Source organism: Paraburkholderia panacisoli (assembly GCF_008369935.1).
Lineage (GTDB): Bacteria > Pseudomonadota > Gammaproteobacteria > Burkholderiales > Burkholderiaceae > Paraburkholderia > Paraburkholderia panacisoli.
In genome coordinates this window covers 1-24,204 of sequence record NZ_VTUZ01000056.1, presented here as the reverse complement: position 1 = coordinate 24,204, position 24,204 = coordinate 1, and the positions used below count along the sequence as shown (strand labels likewise).

General features: G+C 59.9%; 21 protein-coding genes and 4 pseudogenes. 20 read left to right on the top strand and 5 right to left on the bottom strand.

All coding sequences use genetic code 11. The features are described from left to right. Nucleotides 1-133: 133 nt before the first annotated feature. The gene (locus FVF58_RS44045; protein ID WP_149675873.1) at nucleotides 134-646 is read left to right on the top strand and encodes a hypothetical protein; all 513 of its coding nucleotides are present in this window, start codon (nucleotides 134-136) and stop codon (nucleotides 644-646) included. A gap of 1,824 nt (nucleotides 647-2,470) precedes the next feature. On the opposite strand, the gene FVF58_RS44035 is transcribed toward FVF58_RS44045, so the two are convergent. Next, entirely contained in the window at nucleotides 2,471-2,761 is a 291-nt protein-coding gene (locus FVF58_RS44035; protein WP_149675871.1) for a hypothetical protein, read from the bottom strand. A gap of 643 nt (nucleotides 2,762-3,404) precedes the next feature. Further along, nucleotides 3,405-4,577 carry an MFS transporter gene (locus FVF58_RS44030; protein WP_246217489.1) on the bottom strand — a complete coding sequence of 391 codons (1,173 nt, stop codon included), beginning with the start codon at nucleotides 4,575-4,577 and terminating at the stop codon, nucleotides 3,405-3,407. Nucleotides 4,578-4,845: 268 nt separating this feature from the next. Between FVF58_RS44030 and FVF58_RS53675 the strand changes: the two are divergent. The 4 genes and pseudogenes from FVF58_RS53675 to FVF58_RS44010 all read left to right on the top strand — a co-directional run. After that, a pseudogene (locus FVF58_RS53675) lies at nucleotides 4,846-4,950 on the top strand (MBL fold metallo-hydrolase); the annotation flags it as partial. Further along, nucleotides 4,907-5,431, top strand: a pseudogene (locus FVF58_RS54570) (GNAT family N-acetyltransferase); the annotation flags it as partial. The pseudogenes FVF58_RS53675 and FVF58_RS54570, both read left to right, overlap by 44 nt. A gap of 268 nt (nucleotides 5,432-5,699) precedes the next feature. Further along, nucleotides 5,700-6,005, top strand: coding sequence for a hypothetical protein (locus FVF58_RS53665; RefSeq protein ID WP_246217493.1), 306 nt, complete (start codon nucleotides 5,700-5,702; stop codon nucleotides 6,003-6,005). A gap of 443 nt (nucleotides 6,006-6,448) precedes the next feature. Continuing rightward, a pseudogene (locus FVF58_RS44010) lies at nucleotides 6,449-6,832 on the top strand (NADPH-dependent FMN reductase); the annotation flags it as partial. 7 nt (nucleotides 6,833-6,839) lie between these two features. On the opposite strand, the gene FVF58_RS52005 reads toward FVF58_RS44010, so the two are convergent. After that, nucleotides 6,840-7,136, bottom strand: coding sequence for a hypothetical protein (locus tag FVF58_RS52005; RefSeq protein WP_188131140.1), 297 nt, complete (start codon nucleotides 7,134-7,136; stop codon nucleotides 6,840-6,842). Nucleotides 7,137-7,503: 367 nt separating this feature from the next. Beyond that, a complete protein-coding gene (locus tag FVF58_RS44000) occupies nucleotides 7,504-8,364 on the bottom strand; it encodes an IclR family transcriptional regulator (protein ID WP_149675870.1) in 861 nt (286 codons plus the stop codon). A 776-nt stretch (nucleotides 8,365-9,140) separates the two neighbouring features. On the opposite strand from FVF58_RS44000, the gene FVF58_RS43995 reads away from it, so the two are divergent. The 12 genes from FVF58_RS43995 to FVF58_RS53655 all read left to right on the top strand — a co-directional run bounded on the left by FVF58_RS43995 (nucleotide 9,141) and on the right by FVF58_RS53655 (nucleotide 22,011). Continuing rightward, on the top strand, nucleotides 9,141-10,580 hold the full coding sequence (locus FVF58_RS43995) for an aldehyde dehydrogenase family protein (protein WP_149675869.1): 1,440 nt from the start codon (nucleotides 9,141-9,143) through the stop codon (nucleotides 10,578-10,580). Between the two features lie 62 nt (nucleotides 10,581-10,642). Continuing rightward, complete coding sequence (locus FVF58_RS43990) at nucleotides 10,643-11,866, top strand: CaiB/BaiF CoA transferase family protein (protein WP_149675868.1); 1,224 nt, start codon at nucleotides 10,643-10,645, stop codon at nucleotides 11,864-11,866. Between the two features lie 84 nt (nucleotides 11,867-11,950). Next, on the top strand, nucleotides 11,951-13,492 hold the full coding sequence (locus tag FVF58_RS43985) for an acetolactate synthase large subunit (RefSeq protein ID WP_149675867.1): 1,542 nt from the start codon (nucleotides 11,951-11,953) through the stop codon (nucleotides 13,490-13,492). A gap of 63 nt (nucleotides 13,493-13,555) precedes the next feature. Further along, the gene (locus FVF58_RS43980; protein ID WP_149675866.1) at nucleotides 13,556-14,464 is read left to right on the top strand and encodes an NAD(P)-dependent oxidoreductase; all 909 of its coding nucleotides are present in this window, start codon (nucleotides 13,556-13,558) and stop codon (nucleotides 14,462-14,464) included. Between the two features lie 53 nt (nucleotides 14,465-14,517). After that, nucleotides 14,518-14,976, top strand: a complete 459-nt coding sequence (locus FVF58_RS43975) for a cupin domain-containing protein (protein WP_149675865.1) — start codon at nucleotides 14,518-14,520, stop codon at nucleotides 14,974-14,976. 67 nt (nucleotides 14,977-15,043) lie between these two features. After that, the gene (locus FVF58_RS43970; RefSeq protein WP_149675864.1) at nucleotides 15,044-15,340 is read left to right on the top strand and encodes a DUF1330 domain-containing protein; all 297 of its coding nucleotides are present in this window, start codon (nucleotides 15,044-15,046) and stop codon (nucleotides 15,338-15,340) included. Nucleotides 15,341-15,407: 67 nt separating this feature from the next. Further along, complete coding sequence (locus FVF58_RS43965; protein ID WP_149675863.1) at nucleotides 15,408-16,178, top strand: SDR family NAD(P)-dependent oxidoreductase; 771 nt, start codon at nucleotides 15,408-15,410, stop codon at nucleotides 16,176-16,178. A gap of 441 nt (nucleotides 16,179-16,619) precedes the next feature. Continuing rightward, nucleotides 16,620-18,026 carry a GntP family permease gene (locus FVF58_RS43960; protein ID WP_149675862.1) on the top strand — a complete coding sequence of 469 codons (1,407 nt, stop codon included), beginning with the start codon at nucleotides 16,620-16,622 and terminating at the stop codon, nucleotides 18,024-18,026. A 394-nt stretch (nucleotides 18,027-18,420) separates the two neighbouring features. Then, nucleotides 18,421-19,842, top strand: a complete 1,422-nt coding sequence (locus FVF58_RS43955; protein ID WP_149675861.1) for a DUF2252 domain-containing protein — start codon at nucleotides 18,421-18,423, stop codon at nucleotides 19,840-19,842. A 131-nt stretch (nucleotides 19,843-19,973) separates the two neighbouring features. Next, nucleotides 19,974-20,705, top strand: a complete 732-nt coding sequence (locus tag FVF58_RS43950) for a ZIP family metal transporter (RefSeq protein WP_149675860.1) — start codon at nucleotides 19,974-19,976, stop codon at nucleotides 20,703-20,705. 606 nt (nucleotides 20,706-21,311) lie between these two features. Further along, entirely contained in the window at nucleotides 21,312-21,593 is a 282-nt protein-coding gene (locus FVF58_RS53660; protein WP_246217487.1) for a hypothetical protein, read from the top strand. Next, on the top strand, nucleotides 21,562-22,011 hold the full coding sequence (locus tag FVF58_RS53655) for an ion channel (RefSeq protein WP_246217486.1): 450 nt from the start codon (nucleotides 21,562-21,564) through the stop codon (nucleotides 22,009-22,011). Before FVF58_RS53660 ends, FVF58_RS53655 begins: the two co-directional genes overlap by 32 nt. 546 nt (nucleotides 22,012-22,557) lie before the next feature. On the opposite strand, the pseudogene FVF58_RS55040 reads toward FVF58_RS53655, so the two are convergent. Then, a pseudogene (locus FVF58_RS55040) lies at nucleotides 22,558-22,665 on the bottom strand (IS30 family transposase); the annotation flags it as partial. A 256-nt stretch (nucleotides 22,666-22,921) separates the two neighbouring features. On the opposite strand from FVF58_RS55040, the gene FVF58_RS43940 reads away from it, so the two are divergent. The 3 genes from FVF58_RS43940 to FVF58_RS43930 all read left to right on the top strand — a co-directional run. Further along, complete coding sequence (locus tag FVF58_RS43940; RefSeq protein ID WP_149675859.1) at nucleotides 22,922-23,215, top strand: HU family DNA-binding protein; 294 nt, start codon at nucleotides 22,922-22,924, stop codon at nucleotides 23,213-23,215. Between the two features lie 8 nt (nucleotides 23,216-23,223). Next, complete coding sequence (locus FVF58_RS43935) at nucleotides 23,224-23,544, top strand: hypothetical protein (protein WP_149675858.1); 321 nt, start codon at nucleotides 23,224-23,226, stop codon at nucleotides 23,542-23,544. A 72-nt stretch (nucleotides 23,545-23,616) separates the two neighbouring features. Beyond that, nucleotides 23,617-24,204 (top strand): 2OG-Fe(II) oxygenase (locus FVF58_RS43930; RefSeq protein ID WP_149675857.1); only part of this gene is annotated, 588 nt, incomplete at its 3' end.

Here is a 24,204-nt window from a genome sequence, read left to right as displayed (position 1 = left end):
ATTCCCGGTGGCAGCAACGTGATGCGTAATGTCCTTGAACCCGAGACGCCTAGGCAGCCGGTCTGCGTCGAAGTAAGCTAATTGTATTAAAGGCGCGGCGCATGTTGCGTCGCTTCATACCCCAGAGCACGTTATGAAAACGCTGGATGCAACGTCGCGCGCGGGCGGCGTCGTTGCGGTGGTGGTCCTGTCCGCAGCTTTGTCCGGTTGCCACTACTACGTGCCCTACGGTTACGTTCCGTATGGCGAAGTGGCCGCGGCGGCCGCGCCGCAGCAATATCCTTTCTCGATGCCCGATGCAGCCGCAACCGGTACAGCCGCGTCAGATGCGACTGCATCGGCGACCACTTATATCGCACCAGCGGTGCCCGTCTTCGTCGCACCTGCGTATTACCCCGTCGCGTATCCGTACTACGGTCGGCCCGTGTGGTGGGGGCCGTCGGTGTCGCTGAGCTTCGGCTATTGGGGCGGCTGCTGTTACGGCGGTGGCCGGCACGGCTACTGGGGCCACCACGGCTATTGGGGTCACGGATATCGAGGCGGTTGGGGCGGTCATGGCGGCTGGGGTGGCCACGGATACCCCGGGCGTGGTATGGGCGGCGGCTATTATCGGGGCGGTGGCGGAGGCCACGGGCATTCGCATTGAGCGCCAGGAGAGATACTGTCGTGTTCAACGGTTCCCAAACAGCTGAACCCGTGGGCGAAGTGGGCGCAGGCCGCCCACGCGCGATTGCGGCGTCGCGGAACATGCAACTGGGTGCCAATTTATTGCTGTCGCCAGAATAGGATGCTGTTGGACACTTTTGGCCCCGCGCGCATTTTCACCGCATGACGTTATGGGCATGGCGGTTCCGCAACCGCTACGAGAGCGGCCGCGCATAGCACATATTTAATGTTCATCGCGATCCCCTTGAACGACATCTGGTCTGGGAGGAGGGCAGTGGCCCGCGTTGAACTCACCAAGGCAGATGGCGCTGCCATCGTGTCTGCGGCGACGCACTTCGAGTTGCGGTTTCGTGAATCCGAGCAACTTTCTTACGTTGCTCTGGGCGGTCGGCGACTGACTCTCCGTACTCGGCCTAGTGCAAGGACTCCGAATTTCTTATAGACGGCAAGAGCCAGCCAGCTACGGCCGTTGGTCAGCGCGACAACTCGTCCGCTCCAACGTCTCATTGAGCTGGCGGATTCAACCGGTGGATGCAATAGTTTGCTGGAATCGTTCGGCGGCGTTTCGTAGTCCAGTGTCTTTCTCGGACACTTCGTTTTCTTCAGTGAAACGCTCAAACCCTCTTCGACATCTGACGATGTAGATCAGCATACGAGTAAATAAGGTTTCGAGTCCTCGCTCAGTGCTCGATAGAAAACGTGGTGCTTCTGTCGCCAGACGATCCGACGCAATTGTTCAGGACGGCGAGCTCGCCGTGTTTGAGCGCACAGACCTTGCCTTGTTGGATTACCGCAAACAGCGGCTCGAAAAGCGTTCGATACAGTCAGACATCGCTGCTCTTCAATCTCGCAAAATACCTTTTTGCTTGAGATCAAATCTTGGTTATTTTCAGATAGTTAGGATCGGCCGGAGGGGTGTGCGGACCGGGCTTGGCATAACCAGTGCTTTGGTAGCTGCGGGCGCAACGACGACCGGTTTCGTACTTTCACCGCGGCGTCAGCAATATTGCTCACATGCCAAGGGAAATGCGTTGTTCGTTTGAGCCTCTTTGTCAGCGCCGGCTGGCCCTTTACCTCGTCCCATCAACGTTGAATAGCGCGCCGAAAATGGACCCGAGCTGGGTCCGTTCGAGTATTCAACAATACGTATCGGTGTCCTTATGAAGGCAAAAATTACCGTCACACTGTTAGTCGCAAGCGCTGCCTCGTTGGCTGCTCCCGCATTCGCAAGCGGGTACGGCCCTGCACCCTTCTATCGCCCCGACGTCGGCGAGCCAGCGCAACGCAGTCAAAGCGCTCAGACGTTGGCCGGGGAAGTAAGCCCGGGAAGCGTGGTTGACGAAAACCATAGTGGCGTCGGCGGTGACGAATCGGTCAGATCGCAGTCTGGCGGGTGTGCCCCGCCTGATAGCGTCGGCTTGATGTATCGCGGCAATTGATGAGCCCGGTCGCGGGGCGCGAGTCAGCCAGCGCTCTGCGACCGAACCATCGCTTCCAAGCCGATAGGGGCTCAGTCCTCGACGTCAGAAGAAACCCTTGGAGCGGCCTTCGAGCTATCGTAACCGCCGCTGACCTCGCCACATGGGCTTTGCCGCGTCAAGGTAAGGGAAGGGCCCTCGGTCGCGACTGACTGGCGAGTCTCGACCGACGCACGGGTGGTCTGCTCGAGAAACATTCGTTCTTCCGCTATGAGTTGCGCAGTGGCACCGACGCTCGCCGCGAAGCCCAAGGATATGGCGGACTGCGAGGCGGGGACCTCGCAACATGGAACGAAGGTCTGCATCTGTCCGCCGCGAAGCAAGAGCTATTTCACGTGAACGATGACCGAGCCCTCCGTTACTTTCGGCGCGGCCGCACCTGCATCTGCCGCGTTCTTCGCAATCCAGTCCTTTGCCTTTTGAACGCTCTCGTCGACTCCTGCTTTGTCGTTGCATACAGTCACTGAAAATCCGCCATCGTCGCTGCGGGTCAGCGTGTAGCCTACAAATCCTTTGACGCTACGCAGTAGCTCTTCGACTTCTGCCGCTCGCTTCTCCAGCACGTCAAATAACTCTTTGGCACCCTTTCCGGAATATGTTCTTAAAACGGCTTGCATGATCGTCTCCTGGCTCTTGATTAAGAGGGTATTGAACATCCCGCACGAACAGTGCGTGCGGACTGGTGGGCTGCCTCACCGGGCAACGCGTATGCGCGAGAAGGAGTTGGGGAAACTGAGGTGCGGCAGACCGGCTTCCCAATAGTGCTATCAAGTGTAGTCACTATTCGGGGATTCTTAACGCATATCGCCGGCAATGCGAAGAGCCGTTGTAAGACAAATGGCCGCTCACAAGGACATGCATCGCGGTAATTTCGGCGACCTATGCCAAGCTGCAGGAAACCGCCCCGGAGGACCGATCCGGGTCTGTGTGAGCCCCGGCTACGAGTCTGAAGGTCGAATGTCTCGTTATGGTCGACTGCAAAAGTTCGGCATCGCACCGAACCCCGCCAAACAGAAGCGGCCCTTCGAGTCTAGCGTCCCGTTTCACGCTGGATCGAATGCTCTTCTGCGCCTTATGGTCTTCAACAAGGCGACAGGCATGAAGGTCAGCACCTCACAATTCAACCCGCCTACCGAAGGCCTCGACCGCCCGACTCACAGTACCTTTCCATCGCACAACAGGAACTGTTGAGGCGCACCCGCACCGGCATTTCGTGGAAGGACCCTGTCCTCAAAAACTATAGCCTCGAGTTGCTGGTCATTAGCCGATTCCTCCAGCGAGGTGTGATGATTCGGGCAGCGATTTCAATCGCAGCATTGCCAGCACGCCCAAAGCGGGCCCAGGTGCCAAAAATGCAAATGCCCACCGCCACCCGAAGGTACCTGCGAGCAACGGGACGAGCCAGATCGTTGCCACCGTGAGGATGAAGCCGATCGCAAGCTGCAGTGTCAGGGCTGTTCCTACATATGATTGGTCCGCAAGCTCTGTCACCATCGCAGAAAACTGCGCCGAGTCCGCGACCACCGTAAAGCCCCACACCAGGCCGACACAGAGAAGCAGCCACGTGGACGAGTCGAACAGCAACCCGATGAGCACGCAGCAACTGCCGGAAATAGTCATCATGAGCGCGGTCGTCCTGGTCCTGCCCCACCGATCTCCGAGGATGCCACCGGCCCAACAGCCCAACCCGCCGACGGCGATAACTGCGAATGTCGCGTAGGCCGCGGCCGGGCCTGCTCCGATTCCCCTGGCAGCCAGTGCTTCCGAGAAAAACACCAGAAACCACGCATACATTGCAAACAATTCCCACATGTGGCCGAAGTAACCGAACGAAGCGAGCCTGACGCCCCGATTCGCGAACACCCGCCACACCTGCGTGGGATCGAACCTCGCCTTGGGGAAGGGGAAAGGGCCTTCCGTCACCGCGAACACGGTGATCAAGCCTCCCGCGAGGGTCAGCACGCAGGTTACGTAGATGACCACCCGCCAGCTAAGTCCGCCGAGACCGTTGATGAGATGGGGCATCGCCTGTCCGACGACTATCGCCCCAACGAGAATCCCGAGTGCAATCCCGCGGCCCTTGCGGAACCACGTGCACATCAGCTTGAGCGCCGGCGGGTAGACTCCAGCGAGGAAAAAACCAGTTGCGAAACGTAATGCTATTCCGACACCTGCTCCGCTTGCGACCTCCAGCAGTCCGTTCGCGGTGGCGGCGCCGATCGCTCCGCCCACGATCACATGCTTCGGCGACACGACATCGGAGATGTTCAGCAGGCTCGAGGTCAGTGCCCCGCACACAAAGCCGAGTTGAACCGCGATCGTTAGCCACGCGGCGGCACTTACGGAGAGCGCCCATTCCGCCCGCAATTGAGGAATCACCGCAGCGGCCGAGAACCAGGGTGTCATGGACAGGACGAGCGTGACGGCGAGCACCGCCAGTGCACGCCAACGGTCGGAATCTTGCACTTGGAGGACCTCCCCGCTCATTCTCGTACTCCACGCTGAAACGTTGATCGGCACCGGCGCGGCTGCGCAGATGTTCTAACCGGTGCTCATCCACCGTCTACAATCGGCCACGTGCGTGATCCAACGCCGCTGGCATCCCGGCCGGGTATTACCTGATACTACGTCTATCGACAGAGCGGACGCGCTGTCGAATTTGTTTCAAGGCCTTGCAGCTCAAGACCGATCGAGCTCCCCACGCCTTGCTGCATTACTGCCGACAACGCTGGCCTGCATGCACGGCAGCACCTGGCGCGGCGATGGCGCGGCCTTGTTGCGCGCGCTCGCCGAAAGCGTCGAACGCACCGGGCTCTACGCTGAAGGGTATGGGACAGCATCGGACAATAGTTGCGGTTCGCGCAACACCGAAGGCCGTCATTCTGATGACCGCGCAGCCATTGATTGGGCGCTTGGCTCTGCCCTGGCCTTCTATACATCTAGACGTCGTTACGCAGGAGGTGCCCATGCCGCTCGTTGTCCGACCGGCAAACGCTGACGAACTGGCACGCGCCGAAGAACTGGTTGCCCGCAGCATCAACGATCTGACCGTCCGCCACGGTTTCGGGCCGATCGCCACGTCGCGGCCTTCGGATTTCCAGGCGTTCTGCCTTCGAGACGATCCACGCGGAGTGTGGCTGGCCGAGGATGATGGCGAAATGGTCGGTTTCGCCCTGAGCTGGGTTTGCGGTTGGCTCTGGTTCCTGGCGGAACTGTTCGTTGCACCCGGCCGGCAGGGACAGGGCATCGGCAACGAACTGCTTGACCGCACCATGCAGCATGCGAGCCAGGCCGGTGCGACCGAAAAGAGCCTGATCACCTTCGCCTTCAACCTCGTGTCCCAGGGCTGTACGTGCGGCACGGCTTGTTTCCGCGCGTGCCCATCCATTTGTGCAGCGCCGAACGTGAATCATTGCCTCAGGCGCATGGTCCGCGCTTTGCGCGACGCCCATCCGGACGGCCGCCGTCGATCTCGAGAAGCTGCGGCAGATCGACGTGGCAAGCTTGGGTGTTTCGCGAGAGAAGCATCACCGGTACCTGCTGGGCGATCCCAGGATGAAAGGTGTTTTCCTCGAAGAAGGGGGCGAGCTTGTCGGCTACGCGTACGTTGCAGCAACGGGCCACGTGGGTCCCCTGGCGGTCATGCGCGCGCATGCGATGCCTGGTGCATTCCGGGCGGCACTGGCAATGGCCGTCGCGGGGGATGCAAAGCAGATCTCCGTGTTCGTTCCCGGGACGAGTGATGCACTGGCGATCGCGGCCAGCCAAGGCATGCGATTCGCACTTCCGATGGTGCTGATGTCGACGCGCGACTGCGGCGACTGGACGCGCTATCTCCCGCGAAACCCGGGCTTCATGTGAGATCGCTTCGGGCACCGGGACCCCGGGCTGGAATATTCGCAACGGGTCGCACAGAGACTTTCGGGGGAGCGACGCGGAGGCACGGGTGCGGACCTCGCGTGAGCATTCGCGACGCGCTTCGCTGACCTACGCTGCTACTAGCGGGCGGGAACAATGCTTGCGCGTCGCAAGGCAGATCAACCGAAGGATCCCAGACGTCTGATCCTTCTCGCCGGGTTTGTGCTGTTCGGCCATGTCACGCTCCGAGGTATCAACCGGCAGCAAGATGGCATCGTCACGAGATGCCGGGCGCGGCGGCATGCCACCGGGCCGGCTGCCGCCATCGTCGGGAAGGACAGGTACTATGAGAGGGGCGCCAGGAACACGGTCAATATTTCCCGCTCTGGTGCTTTTGCTCGCCGGCTGTGCCGCGGGCGGCAGGCCATATGCCGAGCCGCACCTATCCCGACCCGACCTCCACGCACGGCAAGAAAGCGGACGAAGCCAAGCGGATCGAACTCGCGGGATGGGACTATCCCAAGCATCTCGCGGGTCGCGCATATGGCCTCGTCGTTCACGGCGACGTAGCGGGAATTGAAGGATCGCGTCGCGCGCTGACCGACTGGCTCGACTGGATGGGATTCGTCGAGTCTGGTGCGAAGTCCCGTCTTGACCGCTTCATCGGCTACTACGAGCCGTACGCGACCAGCCACGCAACACTTGATCGCGACGACGACATGAAGAAAGAGGTCGTCAATGTCGCGGAGGCGGTTGCAGTTTGCGTCGGGCAGATTCGCAACGGGCGCAAGCAGCCCGACGATTGCCTTGAAGCGGTCCGCGCGAAATGATTCGTTTTTATACCTGATGGTCCAGCCGGCGCGGCGCGCGTTTTTTCATTGCCGGCAACCTGAGAAAGGATAATGCATGGCAGACAGAGCGAAGAACCCGCTCACGGAGCGACAGCGACTCGGCGAATGGCTTCCACGCAACGAAGCGCATCTCACGCGATACCGGCTGGAGATCGCCGCAAGAGCGCACGAGCTCCGCCTCGTTGCGTCCCGTACGAGTGCCGTGGAAGAACTGGCGGTGCTGATTGACGGCGATCCGGTCCTCAGGATGGATCTGACTCGAGCAATAGCGCAGGCGCAGCATGCGGGATACATTCTGGGCTATTCGACGATTGACGAACTGATGAAATTCGACGCGAGGTCAGGTCCAGCCGACGGACGAGCGAGGCCGAACTTCCGAAATCGGCCACAAACGGCCGTTCAGCAGGCGATCAAACCCGCCGTCCGAATGGCTGCATTGCTCCGGAACGGGACGCACGCTCCATTCGCACAGTTCGGCTGTAATCACATTCGTGCGTCTTCGTTCGTGAGGCAGCTTCTGTTTTATTTCCCCGTTGGGCCGGCGCTTTACCTGAACGACTCGTGCAATCCTCACGCAATTCGAAGGACTTCGGGAACAGTAAATCGAGGCACGCTGATTGATGTCACGAATGAACATTGGATGCGGCGGATCAAAGTTCCACGACTCCACTGTCCCCCAGCGAGAACCTGCTTCCGCATGCCTGCGATACGCGCGAACTCGCTTCGACCAGGCGCGTGATAGCCATTTCTCTGATCGAAGACACTTCGACGCTCGCGCCAATCAAGGTCAGGCAGGCAACTGCTTCTTCCTGCACGTCAAGAATCGGAGCGCTTATGGCGGCGAGGCCGGGGATGAGCACGGACTCCGCTTCGTCATACCCACGCCGACGAACCGTTGCCAGACGATCAAGCAGATCTGGCGGCGGCTTTTCGTGATGCTTTGATACAGCCAGCTCGATCAGATGGTCTCGTATCTGGGAAGGCATGAACGCGAGCATCGCGCGCCCTGTTGCCGAGTTGGTCAATTGGAACGTCGATCCGACAGACAGGGTCGTAATGAAAGGAACATAGCTGCGTTCCCAACGGACGATGGTTGGACCTCGATCACCAAGTACATTGAGCAAAGTAGGTAGACCAGTGTCGGCGGCTAATTGCGGCATGGCTTCGCCGGCAAGCCGCAAAGGATCAAGGCGTCCGAGCGCGGACGCTCCTATGCGTAGCGCGGCGGGACCCAGGTCATACAGCCCGGTGATCTCGTCCTGAACCGCCAAACCACTCGCAGTCAGACTGGCGAGATAACGGTGAGCAAGGCTGTTCGGCATGCCTGCTGCGCGCGCCAATTCCCGTAACGGAGCAGCCTTCCCAGCGGCGACAAGCGCAAGAAGCATGTCAGTCGCTTTGTCCGCCGACTGGATGCGCCGCCGACCGCCGCCACCCTCGGCGGACGTTGCAGACAATTCCTGCTTGGATGATGTCGAGATCTGCGTGACTCGTCGTTTCGTTGTGGGCAATGCGGTTGTTTCCTTGATCCTGATCGTCGATCTATTCGCCGGGAGAGCCCCTCGGTCAATGGAAAAAAGAGGAGAGGCCTAAGTTGCGGACGGGCTTCGGCAAACACAGGGGTAACGTGGTGAACACTATGCTCGGGCGCTCTTAAGTCTACCATTTGCCTCAGGTTGTCCCGTCGAATGCCGCCCTTTGCGCCCGATTCGAAGTATCCGCCACGGCGATCGGCGAAGCGGCCTAGCCGACTCCAGATGCACGCATGAATATGCATGCCGCTCGCACCGCGTGAGTTCAGGAGGAGAACGCGGGTTCGTCGTCACCGTCGTGAGACATGCGTACCAAAAGAGAGCAATCCATCCGCATGCTCTCGCTGCGCGTTTTCCCTTCGCCAAATCAAGGCGGATGACAAAGGCCGGCCCTCCCGGGCTGACGCCCTCAACGTCTTCTCTCCGACAAACGCGCAGACGCGGCACGCTGGAATCTCCGATGCAGACATGCCCCGCGCGTTGCGTCGATTCCACCGTGTGCACACCGCTTTCTTTCGGAATCGGAATTTTCCGCATTTCTTTTTGGTTCAACTCGAGCGCGGCGAACACCCTGAAACGACCAGCGGACGGGCCTTACTGACGTTATCCTATGGACAACGGGTTATCCCTATTTGCAACGTCAATTGGTCGGGCTTACCGTTCGGCCAATGGGACTTCCCGCCCTTCGCATCAACTGAGAGTGCGCGTTTCGTGCGGGGAGCATTGATTTTTGCACCTCGAGCCTGAGAGAAATCGTGCTTGAAAAAAGAGAGTTTTATATCGATGGTCGCTGGGACGAGCCGCTTACACCACGCCCGCTCCCTGTGCTCGATCCGTCGACCGGACAGCCCTGCGCAATCATTTCAGCTGCAGATGAAGCTGACATCGATCGTGCGGTCGATGCTGCACGCCGGGCTTTCGCCGACTGGTCGCGCACCGCGCCGGGCGAGCGTCTCGCGCTTGTGGAGAAGCTCCTTGCGATCTACAAGCGCCGCGCGCCCGAGATGGCGAAGATGATCAGCCTGGAAATGGGTTCGCCCATCGATCTGGCCACGAACGATCACGTCGGTGCCGGTGCCTTCCACATCAGGAATTTCATCGACGCTTTCCACGACTTTCGATTCGAGCGCCCGCTGGGTGGCCATGCTCCCGACGACCGGATCCTGATGGAACCGATCGGCGTGGCGGGCCTCATCACGCCGTGGAACTGGCCGATGAACCAGGTCACGCTCAAGGTCGTGCCCGCGTTGCTCGCGGGATGTACGGCGGTGCTCAAGCCCTCGGAGATTGCCCCGTTGTCGTCGCTGCTCTTCGCGGAGTATGTCGACGAAGCTGGCTTCCCGAGCGGTGTCTTCAATCTCGTCAACGGCGATGGCGCGCACGCGGGCGCTCGACTCTCATCCCATCCGGATGTGGACATGATCAGCTTCACCGGTTCGACACGCGCGGGCATCGCCATTTCGATTGCGGCGGCGCAGAGCCTCAAACGTGTATCGCTCGAACTCGGCGGCAAAGGCGCGAATCTTGTCTTCGCAGATGCGGATGCAGACGCAGTGAAGCGCGGAGTGCTCCATTGCTTCAAGAACACGGGACAAAGCTGCAACGCACCCACGCGCATGCTGGTCGAGCGGTCGATCTACCAGCGTGTGGTCGAGGAAGCGCGCGAGATTGCGGAAAGCATAGCCGTCGATGCGGCCCATCAGCCGGGCAAACACATGGGGCCGCTTGCGTCCGAGGCGCAGTTTATGAGGGTCCGGGAGATGATCGAAAAGGGCATCGACGAAGGCGCGCGACTCGTGGCGGGCGGTCCCGGACGCCCACGCGGACACGAGGCCGGTTACTTTGTTCGTCCGACTGTCTTCGCCGACGTGAATAACCAGATGGCCATTGCCCGCGAGGAGATATTTGGACCTGTGCTGTCGATCATACCGTTCGATAGCGAGGATGAAGCCATCGCCATTGCCAACGACACCCCCTACGGCCTTGCCAATTACGTGCAATCCACCGACGGCGAGAAACGGAATCGCGTCGCCGGGCGGCTCCGCTCCGGCATGGTCGAAATGAACGGCAAACCACGTGCAGCCGGATCGCCTTTCGGCGGGATCAAAGCATCGGGCCGCGCGCGTGAGGGTGGCGTGTGGGGTATCGAAGAGTTTCTCGAGGTCAAGGCCGTCTCCGGCTGGGCGCACGCCTAAGACCTGCCCGATCGGCCACCCGCCGAAGCATGCATCAACATGACTCAAGCAGGAGATAAGAGATGTCCAAAGCATTATCCGGGATACGCGTACTCGATCTGTCGCGCGTGCTCGCCGGACCTTGGGCCAGTCAGACGCTCGCGGATCTGGGAGCAGAAGTCATCAAGATCGAGCGGCCCGGGAGCGGCGACGACACACGCAGCTGGGGGCCGCCCTATCTGAAGGACGTCGAAGGTGAGCCCACGGGCGAAGCCGCCTACTATCTCGCGGCCAACCGCGGCAAGAAGTCTGTGACGCTGAACATCGCGCGAGCGGAGGGCCAGACCATTGTGCGCCAGCTTGCTGCACAGGCCGACATATTCATCGAGAACTACAAGGTGGGTGATATGGCCCGCTATGGTCTGTGTTACGAGGACCTTCGGGAACTCAACCCTCGTCTCGTCTATTGCTCGGTGACAGGCTTTGGGCAGACCGGCCCGCTCGCCGGGATGGCTGGCTACGACTTCATCGTGCAGGGCATGGGCGGCCTCATGAGCATCACCGGCGAACGCGACGATTGTCCAGGTGGCGGCCCGCAAAAGGTCGGCGTCGCCTTCGCGGACATCATGACCGGCATGTATTCGACGGTCGCGATACTTGCGGCCATCGCGCAGCGGGAGAAGACGGGCGAAGGGCAATACATCGACATGGGATTGCTCGATGTTCAGGTCGCAACGATGGCCAACATGAATCTGAACTACCTGGTCTCGGGGTCGACGCCACGCAGGCAAGGCAATGCGCACGCGAACATCGTGCCGTATCAGGTGTTCGATGCGAGGGACGGGCAAATGGTGATCGCCGTCGGCAACGACAGTCAGTTCGCGAAGTTCTGCGAGACGGCTGACTGCATTCATCTTGCGGCTGATCCGAGGTTCGCGACCAACGCTGGACGCGTCGCTCATCGCGAGGTGCTCATCCCGATGCTCGAAGAAATCATGCTGACACGGACGGTGGGCGAGTGGACCTCGCTGCTCAGTCGGAAAAGCGTGCCGGCTGGGCCGATTAACAGCATTGCGCAGGCGTTCGAGCATCCACAGGTGAAGCATCGGCAGATGCGGGTGGACATTGCACACCCGTTGTCAGGCAGCGTGCCGAGCGTAGCCAGTCCGATCCGCATGTCAGCGTCACCCATGACCTACGACACGCCGCCACCGACGCTCGGTCAGCACACGGACGAGGTGCTCGCGTCGCTCTGCGGGATGCGTGCGGGCGAAATCGAGGCACTGCGCTGCCGCGCGATCGTATGAAAGACCCACACGCCTGTAATCGCGAACCGGGCAGGCGCTCTTTGCCAGCCAGGGCGCATATCGTTGAATTGGAGAAAGTACAGCATGAATGGCGCTGAGAGTCTTGTTACCACGTTGCTGGAGTCAGGCATCGACACCTGCTTTGCCAATCCTGGAACCAGTGAGATGCACTTCGTTGCGGCACTGGATCAGATCCCGGGCTTGCGTTGCGTGCTCGGCCTTCAGGAAAACATCGTGACCGGCATGGCCGATGGTTACTACCGCATTGCCCGCAAGCCGGCGAGCACGCTGCTGCACTGCGGGCCGGGGCTCGCCAATGGCTGGGCCAATCTGCATAACGCGCGGCGGGCCAATAGCGGCATCGTCAATATTGTCGGCGATCAGGCGACCTATCATCAGCCATTCGATGCACCGCTCACCGCCGATACCGCTGGTCTCGCGAGTGCCGTTTCGCGCTGGGTGCGCACGAGCCGGCACGCGGCCGATGTCGGCAGGGATGCAGCGGCAGCGGTGGCGGCGGCGCGCACAGCGCCTGGACAGATCGCCACGCTCATTCTGCCGTCCGATACGTCGTGGGACGCGGGTGGCGTCGCCGCGCGCGCAATGCCCATTCCTGCTGCCCCCGCCGTCGATCCGTTTGCGGTCGACACGGCTGCGCGCATCCTGCGGCACAACTCGAACGTGCTGATTCTGCTTGGCGGACATGGCGCAATGCCGCAAGCGCAGGCACTGGCATGGCGCATCGCGAGCGCGACGGGCGCGACGCTGAAGTACGAGTATGTCAACGGACGCGTGGCGCGCGGCCGTGGACGCCTGCCGATCGAGCGTCTACCCTACAACACCGATCAGGCCGTGAAGCTACTGGAGCCGTTCCAGAACATCATTCTGGTCAACGCGAAAGCCCCCGTCGGGTTCTTTGCGTACCCCGGCAAGCCTTCCATTCAATATTCGAGCACGGCGCAGATTCACACCTTGTCGCGCGTCGATCAGGATCCCGTTTCCGCACTGTTGGCGCTCGCGGAAGCGCTGAATGCGCCGCCCGCAACCATACCCGAGGCCGGCCCGCGACCCGAGGCGGGCCGGGGTACACCAACCCAGGAAGGCCTCGCACAGACGCTGGCCGCGCTGATGCCGGAGAACGCCATCGTGTCCGACGAGAGCATTTCGTTCGGGCGTGACTTTTACCGGCTCACTCATGCTGCCGCGCCGCACGACTGGCTTCAATTGACAGGCGGCGCCATCGGCGACGGCCTGCCTGTGGCGACCGGCGCGGCCGTGGCGAGTAGTGGCTCAAGGAGAGTGATTAGCCTGCAAGCGGACGGCTCGGCTATGTATTCGTTGCAGTCCCTGTGGACCCAAGCCCGCGAGAAGCTGCCCTGCACGACGATCATTCTCAGCAACCGGAAATACAACATTCTGATAGGAGAATACCAGAATGTGGGCGCCATTCCTGGGCCGACCGCGATGGGCATGCTCGATCTCACCAATCCCGATCTCGACTGGGTCAAGTTGGCCAATGGCATGGGCGTGGAAGCAGCGCGCGCTACGACACTGGAAGCTTGCGCGGACCTGATGAAGCAGAGCTTTTTGCAGAACGGCCCATTCCTGATCGAACTGATCATCTGAACAGAGCCGGCAGCCAAAGCACTGTCACGCACGGCGCCGGATCAACGACGGAGACTTATCAACGTGAGCGATATCACGCATCTCGGCTTTCTGGGCCTCGGAAACATGGGCGCTGCGATTGCCCTGCGGCTCATTCATCCTGGCTCGACCCTGCATGTGTTCGATCCGAATCCCGAAGCAGTCAGACCGCTCGTCGAAGCTGGCGCGACAGCGCATGCCAGCCCCCGCTCGGTGGCGGATGCGGCGTCCGTTGTCATGGCCTGTCTGCCGAACAGTGACGTGTGCGAACGCGTGCTGTTCGGGCAGGATGCCGTGGCTGCGGGCAGGAGCGTGCAAACGTACATCGAGATGTCCACGCTGGGGCCGACCGTGGTCTTGTCGAATACGAAGCGGCTCGCTGCCTCGAACATCGCGACCATCGATGCGCCAGTCAGCGGCGGCCCAGCTGCGGCGCGGGCAGGCACCTTGTCCATTATGCTGTCCGGCAATGACGATGTCGTTGCCACTGCAATGCCATGGATCACACTCATCGCAAAGAAGATCTGCAGACTCGGCGAACAGCCCGGCCAGGCCCAGGCAATGAAGCTGGTGAACAACATCATGCTCGCAGCCAACATGGCCGTGGCTTCCGAGGCGCTTACCATCGGCGCAAAGGCAGGACTCGACGCGGACGCCATGATCGAGGTGATCCGGTCGAGCACCGGGAACAGCGCGGCCGCGGATATCCTCGCCCGCTTCGCCATCTGCGGTGCATTTGACTTTGGTGCGCACATGTCGATCGTGGCAAAGGACGTGGAGCTCGCCATTGACGAAGCGAAAGCACTCGACGTGCCGGTGCCCGTGCTGAACGAAGCGCGAGGCCTCTGGCATGTCGCCATCGAACAGGGCCGGGGACGCGACGACTTCACGTCCATCCTCAAAATCGTGGAATCGCGCGGCGGCGTAACGGTTCGTGGCGTACCACGACGATAACCTGCCGCCAGATTTCCCTACCCCGCCAACAGCTTCACACAACGGAGAAAATCATGAATTCAATCGACAGCGATAAAGCCGCTTCTCCTGCGACAGCCAGCGATACCGCCGAGTTGATTGCAAAACTTGCCTACGCCACCCCGGAGACCGCACCGCTGGTGCCGGGGCGCCGCGAATTTTTCAAATATCGCGATCTTGGCGTCACCGATGCCACGGACGGGCGCATGCGCGCGCAGCTCACTATTGCCACGGGCGACATGCAGCAGACCGGATGGCATTACCACCTGTGCGAGTCCCAATTCATCTTCACGTTGCGAGGGTGGGTCGATCTCCTGATTGAGGACGGCCGGAAGATTCGCGTGAGCGCAGGCGAATCGCTGCTTATTCCGGGCGGCCTCAAGCATAACGAGATCGCCATCTCGCAAGATCTTGAGCTTCTCGAAGTGTCCGTGCCGGCGAAGATGGGCACGGTAGCCTGCGACCCGCCCGAGGCCTTCGCTTCCCAGCCGTAATGGATTCGTGGATGCAAGCCAACATGACCCGACGTTGAACGACATATCGAACGCAGAGGAACTTCAAATGACCAAAGGCTACATCTTTGCCGAAGTTAATATTCGCTCCGCCAACCCGGAGTGGAACGAATACAGCAGCAAGGTACAAGCAACGCTCGATGCATATGGCGGTGTGTTCCTGATCCGCGGCGGCACGCAAAACGTGCTGGAAGGAACAGCGAATGGTTCCACTGTCGTCGTACTTGAATTCGAAAGCCCCCAACGCGCGGAAGAATGGTATGCATCGACTGCTTATCAGGACATCCTGCCGCTACGACTGCGTAATGCAGATGCGCGAGTCATGTGTCTCTCCGGCACCAACTGAACGCATACGAACGTTGCGCCAGTTCTATCGACGCACGGAACTCGTCGCACACATCGCCGGAGGCAGAATGATCGAAGCGAAAGGCCGACTCGCAGGAAAGGTGGCGTTCATCACGGGCGCGGGCGCGGGCATTGGACGGGCCGCCGCCGAGCGGTTCGCACTTGAGGGCGCGGCAGTCATCATTGCGGAATTCGACGCAGACAGCGGTGAAGCTGTTTCCGAGGCCATCCTCAGACACGGCGGCAAGGCCAAGTTCGTTCGGACCGACGTCACGGACGAGGATAGCGTGCGTGAGGCCATCAAGTCGGCTGTCGAATTCGGCGGCAAGATCGACGTGCTTTATAACAACGCAGGTGGATCGAGCGGGATCGACGCACGCGTCACCGATTGCCCGGCCGACGAGTTCTGGCGAGCGGTCAAACTCGATCTTTTCGGCACCTGGATAGCGTGCAAGTATGGAATCGCGGCCATGCTTGAGAGCGGTGGAGGTTCGGTCATCAATAGCTGCTCCGTGTTTGCACTCGTCGGCACGCGAGGAAAAGACGCGTATACGGCCGCTAAGGGCGGCATCGCATCGCTTACACGTTCGATGGCCGTCGAGTACGCGCCCCATCGCATCCGCGTCAATGCACTCGCCCCGGCGGTAACGACGACCAGACGCGTGCTCGGTCTCATCGAAACGCAACCGGAGGTGATGAACAAGACGAGCGAGCGTCAGTTGCTCGGCCTCGTCGAGCCAGAGGAAGTGGCGATGACCGCCCTGTTCCTGGCATCGGACGAATCGAGGAAGACGACAGGCCAGATCTTCGCAATCGATGGCGGTTTCTCGATTTCATGACGGGCACGAAGATCGACAGTGCCTGTGCCGCCGAGGTGTTGCTCGCGAACATGCGTGTCGATGCCAGCGCGGTACTCGGAAACCGGAGCGACCGCGTCGCGACGCTCGATCGCGCGAGGGGTTACGACATCGTCGCGCCAACTCGAAGTTGCTCGGTGCGATAAATGTCCGGAATAAGCACGCGCTCGACCACTTGCTCGCGACCGAGATGGATTTCGATGCGGTGATCCGAATATCGCATGAGCGCTTCGACTGCGGACGGCACAAGCGGCAAGACTCCAGCGCATACACCTGGAACGCAGATCGCCAAACGCAATGCTTTATGTTTACAAATTTGCATACCTAATTATTAATTTAACAAATAGTTGTTGAGGAATTCTAAAATTTAACATTTCGTTTGAGAATTGAAACCGAAAAAAGTAGTCAAGCTCGGAGACCGGTATGGCCTTGGTAATTGTTATGTTTTCTCTGGCGTTTCTCATGCTCGCGGCATATCGCGGCTACAGCGTTATTCTTTTTGCTCCGATCGCAGCGCTCGGTGCTGTCTTCCTCACGGAACCCGCAGCCGTCGCGCCGGTGTTCTCGGGCATCTTCATGGAGAAGATGGTTGGTTTCGTGAAGCTCTACTTCCCGGTGTTTCTGCTTGGCGCGCTATTCGGAAAGGTGATCGAGATATCGGGATTTGCAGCAGCCATTGTTGCTGCGGCGATTCGATATATCGGTCGCTCGCGGGCGAACGTCGTGATTATCATGGTGTGCGCGTTGCTGACTTACGGTGGGGTGTCGGTATTCGTTGTCGTTTTTGCGGTTTATCCATTCGCTGCAGAACTCTATCGGCAGAGCAATATTCCGAAGCGGTTAATGCCAGGCGTTATCGCGCTAGGCGCGTTCTGCTTCACCATGGATGCGCTTCCAGGCACGCCGCAGATTCAAAACATCATCCCGTCCACCTTTTTCAAGACTACGGGCTGGGCCGCACCTTTGCTTGGAATGAGCGGTTCAGTATTCATGCTTGTCATCGGATTGATCTATGTCGAGTGGCGTCGAAAGAGCGCGATGGCAAAGGGCGAAGGTTACGGCACGTCGCTCGTTAACGAGCCGGAGCGCCTGGCAGAGAACATGTTGCCCAACCCGCTGCTGGCGATCATGCCGCTGATCCTGGTCGGCGTCTCGAACTACTGCTTCACGAAGTGGATTCCGCACTGGTATGGACCCTCATACACCGTTGCACCGGAGGTGTTGCCAGGCGCGCACGGTCAGGTTACGACGTCGATCAAAGCGGTGACTGCGATCTGGGCCGTCGAGGCTGCATTGATTCTCGGCATCACGCTCGTGGTGTTGACAGCTTTCAGGCGGGTCACCGCCACTATCGCCGATGGCACGCGCGCTGCCGCAAGCGGCGCATTGTTGGCCGCAATGAATACGGCGTCGGAATATGGTTTCGGTGCGGTAATCGCCGCGTTGCCGGGTTTCATGGTCGTAAGCGATGCACTCAAGACGATACCTAACCCACTTGTCAATGCCGCGGTCTCGGTGGGCACGCTGGCAGGCATCACGGGTTCGGCCTCTGGCGGTATGAGTATCGCGCTTGCCGCGACATCCGATTTGTTGATCAGGAATGCGCAAGCCGCGCATATACCGTTACCGTTAGATGTCCTCCATCGCGTCGTCGCGATGGCGAGTGGCGGCATGGACACGTTGCCGCACAACGGCGCCGTCATCACGTTGCTGGCGGTGACCGGGCTGACGCATCGTCAGTCGTATCGGGAGATTTTCGCGATCACCCTCATCAAGACGCTGGCCGTCGCATTCGTTATCGCCGTGTATTACCTCACTGGGTGGGTTTGAAAACCGTTCTGCAGTCTCGTCTCGACCGCGTGCTGCCGATCGAAACACTGCGAGTCTGAAGCCATTTTTGCACGCGGCCATCAAGCGTCATTCGCGCCCGCCGCGTCGCTCGGAGGGCTCCGCCCAGCAAACGGTCAGTCACGCCGGTCTGCAGCGACTAGCTGCAAACGATGGGCGCACCGTTCCGGCCAAGAAAGCTGGAAAAAACCGGTCTCCCATAGACGAACCTAACGCCGAGGACAGCCTTTCGCCATACATGTCCGTGCCCTGTCGCAGGATGCCGTTGATTTTGATCAACGTGATCCTCCGTTTGTTTCCTATCCTTTCATATAAATCTCGATATCAAGCGGATTCCAGATCCAGGTAGCGCCAACCTGACAAGGGGAAATGTCGCATGTCCAAGAATGATGAGAGAAAGATCGAGAGTGCTGCACCTCAAACCGGGACGCCTTACTTATCGGCCGATGAGCGCGGCGCCAAAGGGCGGGCACTGCGCGATACGGCGTCGCGTGCATCGCATGCAGGATGGAAGGCGCCCAAGGATCGCCGTGATCCGGTTGAACTCCTGATCGAATCCAATGAGGGCCGTATCCTGAGCCTGACCCCGATCCGCTTCGGGCGCATGGCTGCTTCGCCTTTCGCGTTTTATCGCGGTGCGGCCGCACTCATGGCAGCCGATCTTGCCGGGACACCAACGAGCGGGCTCCGGGTGCAGGCGTGCGGCGATGCGCACCTGATGAACTTCGGCGGCTTCGCGACGCCCGAGCGCAACGTGATCTTCGACGTCAACGATCTCGACGAGACGCTGCCGGCCCCTTTTGAGTGGGACCTCAAGCGGCTTGCGGCCAGCGTGGTCGTTGCGGCGCAACATCTGGAGCTGCCCCACAGCGACGCGGGACGCGTGGCCACGGATCTCGTGCGCGAATACCGCGAACGGATGGTCAATTTCGCCGGGATGCGAGCCCTTGATGTCTGGTACAACAAGATCGACCTGCAAAAATATGAAGATCGGACGGGCGATCCGGCTGTCGTGGCAGCGACGCGCAAGCGGTTGGCGGAGCGGCTCGAAGTCGAGCGGCGCAAGTCGGTGCCTGACCATCTGTATCCGAAGCTTGTCTCCGAGGGAGGAGTCAAGCCCAGGATCAAGGATGAGCCCCCCCTGATCTTCCATCCGACGGAAGAACAGGCTCCCGGTCTTGAGACAGGCTACAGGGAAGCCATTGCCTCGTATCGGGAGAGCTTGCCCGAGCACGTCCGGATACTGTTCGACCGCTTCCACTATGTCGACCTGGCCCTCAAGGTCGTCGGCGTGGGAAGCGTTGGTACGATGTGCGCCGTGGGCCTGTTCATGGCGGCGGACGACGATCCGCTGTTCCTGCAAGTGAAGGAGGCGAAGGCTTCGGTGCTCGAGCCGTATGCGGGCAAGAGCCTGCACCCCAATCATGGCCAGCGTGTCATCGTGGGTCAGCGCCTCATGCAGTCGGCGAGCGATGTGTTCCTCGGATGGACCCGAGGCGTGAACGGCCGCGAATTCTATCTCCGCCAGCTTCGCGACATGAAGTTGTCTGCGGTCATTGAGGACTGGGATACAGGCTTGTTACGGCAATATGCGCGGATGTGCGCGCATGCCTTGGCTCGCGCGCATGCCCGCTCCGGCGATGCTGCGATGATCGCCGGGTACATGGGCTCCGGACAGACCTTCGACGACGCGGTCGGCGAGTTTGCGACGGAGTATGCGTCCCAGAACCGAAGCGACTATCGGGCCTTCCTCAGCGCAATCAGAGAGGGCCGGATCCAGGTGATGGTCGAGGACTAGGCAGGAACGCCGAGCGGCCCTTCCGGGGAGATGATTTCATCGTGCCAACTTAAGGCCAGCGGCAAAATCTCGACCATCAATGACGTCGCGCCGGCGAAGGTAGACGGCGAACGGCGGCAGTTGGAGGAAATATGACCAGTGCATTCTTATGGGGAATGCTTGCAGCCTCTTCATTGTTCCTAGGCGCATTGTTTACGTTCTGGTTCAGGATCAGCAACAAGATGCTGGGCTTGATCATGGCTTTCGGTTCCGGAGTGTTGATATCCGCTGTGGCTTTTGAACTTGCCCATGAGTCCGTGGAACTGTCCCACGGAAGTGGCATGGCGGTCCTGGGATTATTCGCCGGGGCAATCGTTTTCTTTGCCGCAGATTTGATCATCAGTCACATGGGCGGGGAGGATCGAAAATCTATCCGGGCGGCACATGAAAATGAACTCGCCTTGCCGATCACACTGGGAATCGTGATCGACGGCGTCCCGGAGTCCATCGTCATCGGACTCAGTCTGCTGGGCGGACACACTGTTGGCCTGGCCATGCTAATCGCCGTTTTCATTTCAAATGTGCCTGAAGCGATCGCGGCAACCACAGGTCTGGGCGCCGGCGGCTGGAGCCGTTTTCGCATCATGCGCTTATGGCTGCTCATAGCTGTGGTCTGTGGTATTGCATCACTGGCGGGTTTTACCTTGCTCGAGAATGCTTCCAATGCCACACGGGCGTTCATCAACATGTTTGCCGGGGGCGCCATCCTCGTGATGCTGGCCGACACGATGATCCCCGAAGCCTTTGAACATGGAGGGAAACTGGCCGGTCTCGTCAATGTGATGGGATTCGCTCTGGCGGCTTATATCTCCACAATATCGTGAGAACTCTCACACCTCCCCCGGAGTCGATCCGTTCTCCGTGACTGCTTCCTTCTACGAAGGCGGCGCGCCTCGCCTCCATGGAGGCGTTGGCACCTCACCGGGCCACGACCAGTGGTGAATGGCCGAAAAGGAGCGAGTCGACTGTCCGCGTCGGGTCGACCAGAGCCGATCGTCGGGGGGGCGTAGTCAGGAGAGGCCGCCGCGCTCCATGCTTTTATCACGTGACGCGGTGGTCGATTTGTGTGACGGGAGACTATCCTCAAAGACGTATTGCCGCTCGTGTAGCGCGAAGCGCGCGACTCATACGCTCGACGTGTGAGGCAACGCTCGGCCATTGACGGCCCTTTGACTGCGCTCCAATGCAGACATCCGTACGTCGGATTCGCTCAAGTAACGGCCATTCCCACGATAAATACGTTCGTCGCTTCATGCTCGTTGAGTTCAACCCCGGAACATCCAGCCATTGGCAGATGCTCGCTATGGCAGGATCCTCTCACCGGCATCCGCGACTAGAATTTCTAGTTGCTCATTCTTCTAAAGCTACGTCAAATTTCAACCGTGCAACGTCAGATCGCGAGCGTTAGTTTGGTCTCCGGGAAAACTGGTATGGCAAATCCGCAAGTTGACGCCGAATCCGACGAGGATTTAGCCCAGATGATAATAGGGCACGGGCCCTGCACCTATCTACTGCTGCTCTTACTTGGCTTGATCCTCCTGTTTCCCTACCTTGAGGAAGGCATATTCGCTCGCACGCTGCTCGGTATTTTGTTTTCAATCGTGCTGCTCGTGGGTGCTTTCGCCACCAGACAGACTCGGCGGGGGTTCATCCTCAAACTGGGCTTGGCGTTGCTTGGGGTTGGCCTTCAAAGGGGCGGCGTTGTGGACTGAGAGTATCGCGATTCTGGGCCTTGCCGGGATATCTTATGCCGCGTCTCTTGCAGTCGCTATTAGCAGAGTGCTTCGCTATATTCTCAAGCGCGGGCCAATTACGGCCGACAAGCTGCACGGTGCGCTTGCAGGCTACATCATGCTGGCCTTCGTCTGGGCCTTCATCTACGCCCTGATCGAGAAATCCAGCGCTGGCTCATTCGGTCCTGGCCGCCTCGATTTCACTAAGCCCGGCACTTTTTTCAAAGTACTCTTTTTTAGCTTCACGACGCTCACGACCACCGGTTACGGCGATGTTATCCCCTTGACCAACCAGGCCCGCTCACTTGTGATGATCGGAGAGTTTGCAGGCGTCTTTTACGTTGGTGTCCTGATCGCGCGGCTTGCCGGTCTCTATCCGTCGACTCTGACCAAGTGACTCTTGATCTGCCCGAGCCACCGTCAGGCATTGGTGATTGATGTCCGCGTGCTGTCTGCAATGGGCGCAGCGGGGCTGAACTCCCAACTCCCTTCGAGGGTGCGGTTTTTCGATCGCGTTCGCGCGGCAGGAAAATAAAAGCAGAGCAAGGGCGAAATAAACGATGAGGAGTTGCGTGCCTTTAACCCAACCCGAGCGTCCATTGCTCGCCAACTGAGCCGTAGCACGGACAGAACCACGGTGTGAATAAGGTGCGCCGACCGTCTGGACCTGTCTCGCGCTTACGGCGCCGTGATGGCTTAGGCGCTGACCGTTTGATCAGGTCGAGCACTCGCTCGCCAAGGTTACCACGCAGATGCCCGTTGTAGCGACAAAGCTGCCGCTCAGGCGCGGTGAGCGCCTATGACTGGAAAGGGTCGACAAGAGGCAGTCGTACTGGCTCGAAAGCATCCGCTTACGAAGTGCGCGCGGTGGCAACCACGACTGACGTCGTATGGCAAGAGCGACTTGTCTGGCCCGACGCCCGTGTATCCCAGGGCGGTTTGAAATGCAAAGTGCAAGAGCCGGGTCGATAGCAATTTTCTGCCTGGCGCAGTTATCAATAAAGACCTCGCCGGGCCGGCGCCAGCCGAGTGTTTTGCGAGGTCGCCGATTCGCTTCCCGCGACCACCGCAGATAGCAGGCAGCGTGGGCATTGCCAGAAACGATTCATGAACGGCTCCGTTTATTTAGGATTCTCACGGACATCGATGGGTCACTTTCCGTCCTGCTATCGCCATGCGGTATAGTCATGTGCCGTTTCAATCGGAGACGGCACGTCCTTGTAGCACCCGCCTGCGCCGGGCCGGAAATACGGTCGGCAGTCGGGAAGACCACCGGAAAGCAGTCCTCCCTTTCGAGACCGAGAAACATGAATAAACAGGAACTGGTCGACGCGATTGCCGGCAAGACCGAACAGACGAAGGTAATCACCAGCGAGCAGCTCGATGCGTTGCTTGAGATCATCACGAAATCGCTCGTTAAGGGCGACACTGTGCAACTTGTCGGATTTGGTAGCTTCAGTACCGGCTCCCGCGCGGCACGGACCGGACGCAACCCGAGGACAGGGGAGGAGATCAGAATCGCAGCCGCAAAAACGGTGAAATTCACTGCTGGGAAGGCGTTCAAGGAAGCGGTGAACAAGCTCGACAAGGTTAGGAAGTAGGCGTCGCGATGCGAGCCTCCGACGCCCGCCGCGTGTCGCATGCCGACGTGCTGGAAGGATTACGTCAGGCGCTGCATCGCCAGATCGTGCGCGGTCGGCATCCGGTCGTGCTCGATGTGCTGCACATTCTGGGCTTTGTCGATTGGGTGCGCCAGCCAGAACGAACATCGCGTTATCTCGTGGCCAATTCTGGTCGTGCGGACGCGTATAGTCCACCCGTTGACATTGCAATGCTTACCGCAACCGGGCGCACGGAACTGGAGCGACTCATAGCGCTTGAACGCACGCCACAATGGGTGCAACACAGGATGCATCCATACATCGAGTAAGCCCACCTCGCTCATATCCTTCGGACGACAGTTCGAATTTCCAACCAGCACTTTCGTTCGAAGGAACGGGCAGTGAACCGATCACACTCGCCGGCGCATTTTGATGCACCCGCAGATGAAGGGCATCAACGAATTTTGGATGCCCTTCATGACCATGGCTGGTCCGAACAGGACAACTTTCTTCCGCCAGACTTGACGCTCTCGCTCGCGCTGGAATGTGCGGCGCTTGCGGCGGCCGGGACGCTCACATGGGCGCGTGTCAGCCAGGGCGCGGCGCGTTCGCTCCGGCCCGATGTACGCGGCGACCAGATTCGCTGGCTGGAAGCGGGCCAATCCGAAGCCTGCGACCGGTATCTCGCGATCATGGAAATGCTGCGTATCGTGTTGAATCGTGGGCTGTGTCTGGGACTTGAAGAATACGAAAGCCACTTTGCGTTCTACGCGCCGGGCGCTTCATATCTGCGACACCGCGATCAGTTTCGCGACGACGATAGCCGCACGGTGTCCGTCATCGTCTATCTGAACGCGGACTGGCTGCCTGAGCACGGCGGTGCGTTGCGACTGCATCCAGAGGGCCTGGGCATGCGGGACATCTCGCCGGTCGGCAGCCGGATCGCGGTGTTTCTATCCGCCGATATGCTGCACGAGGTATTGCCCGCG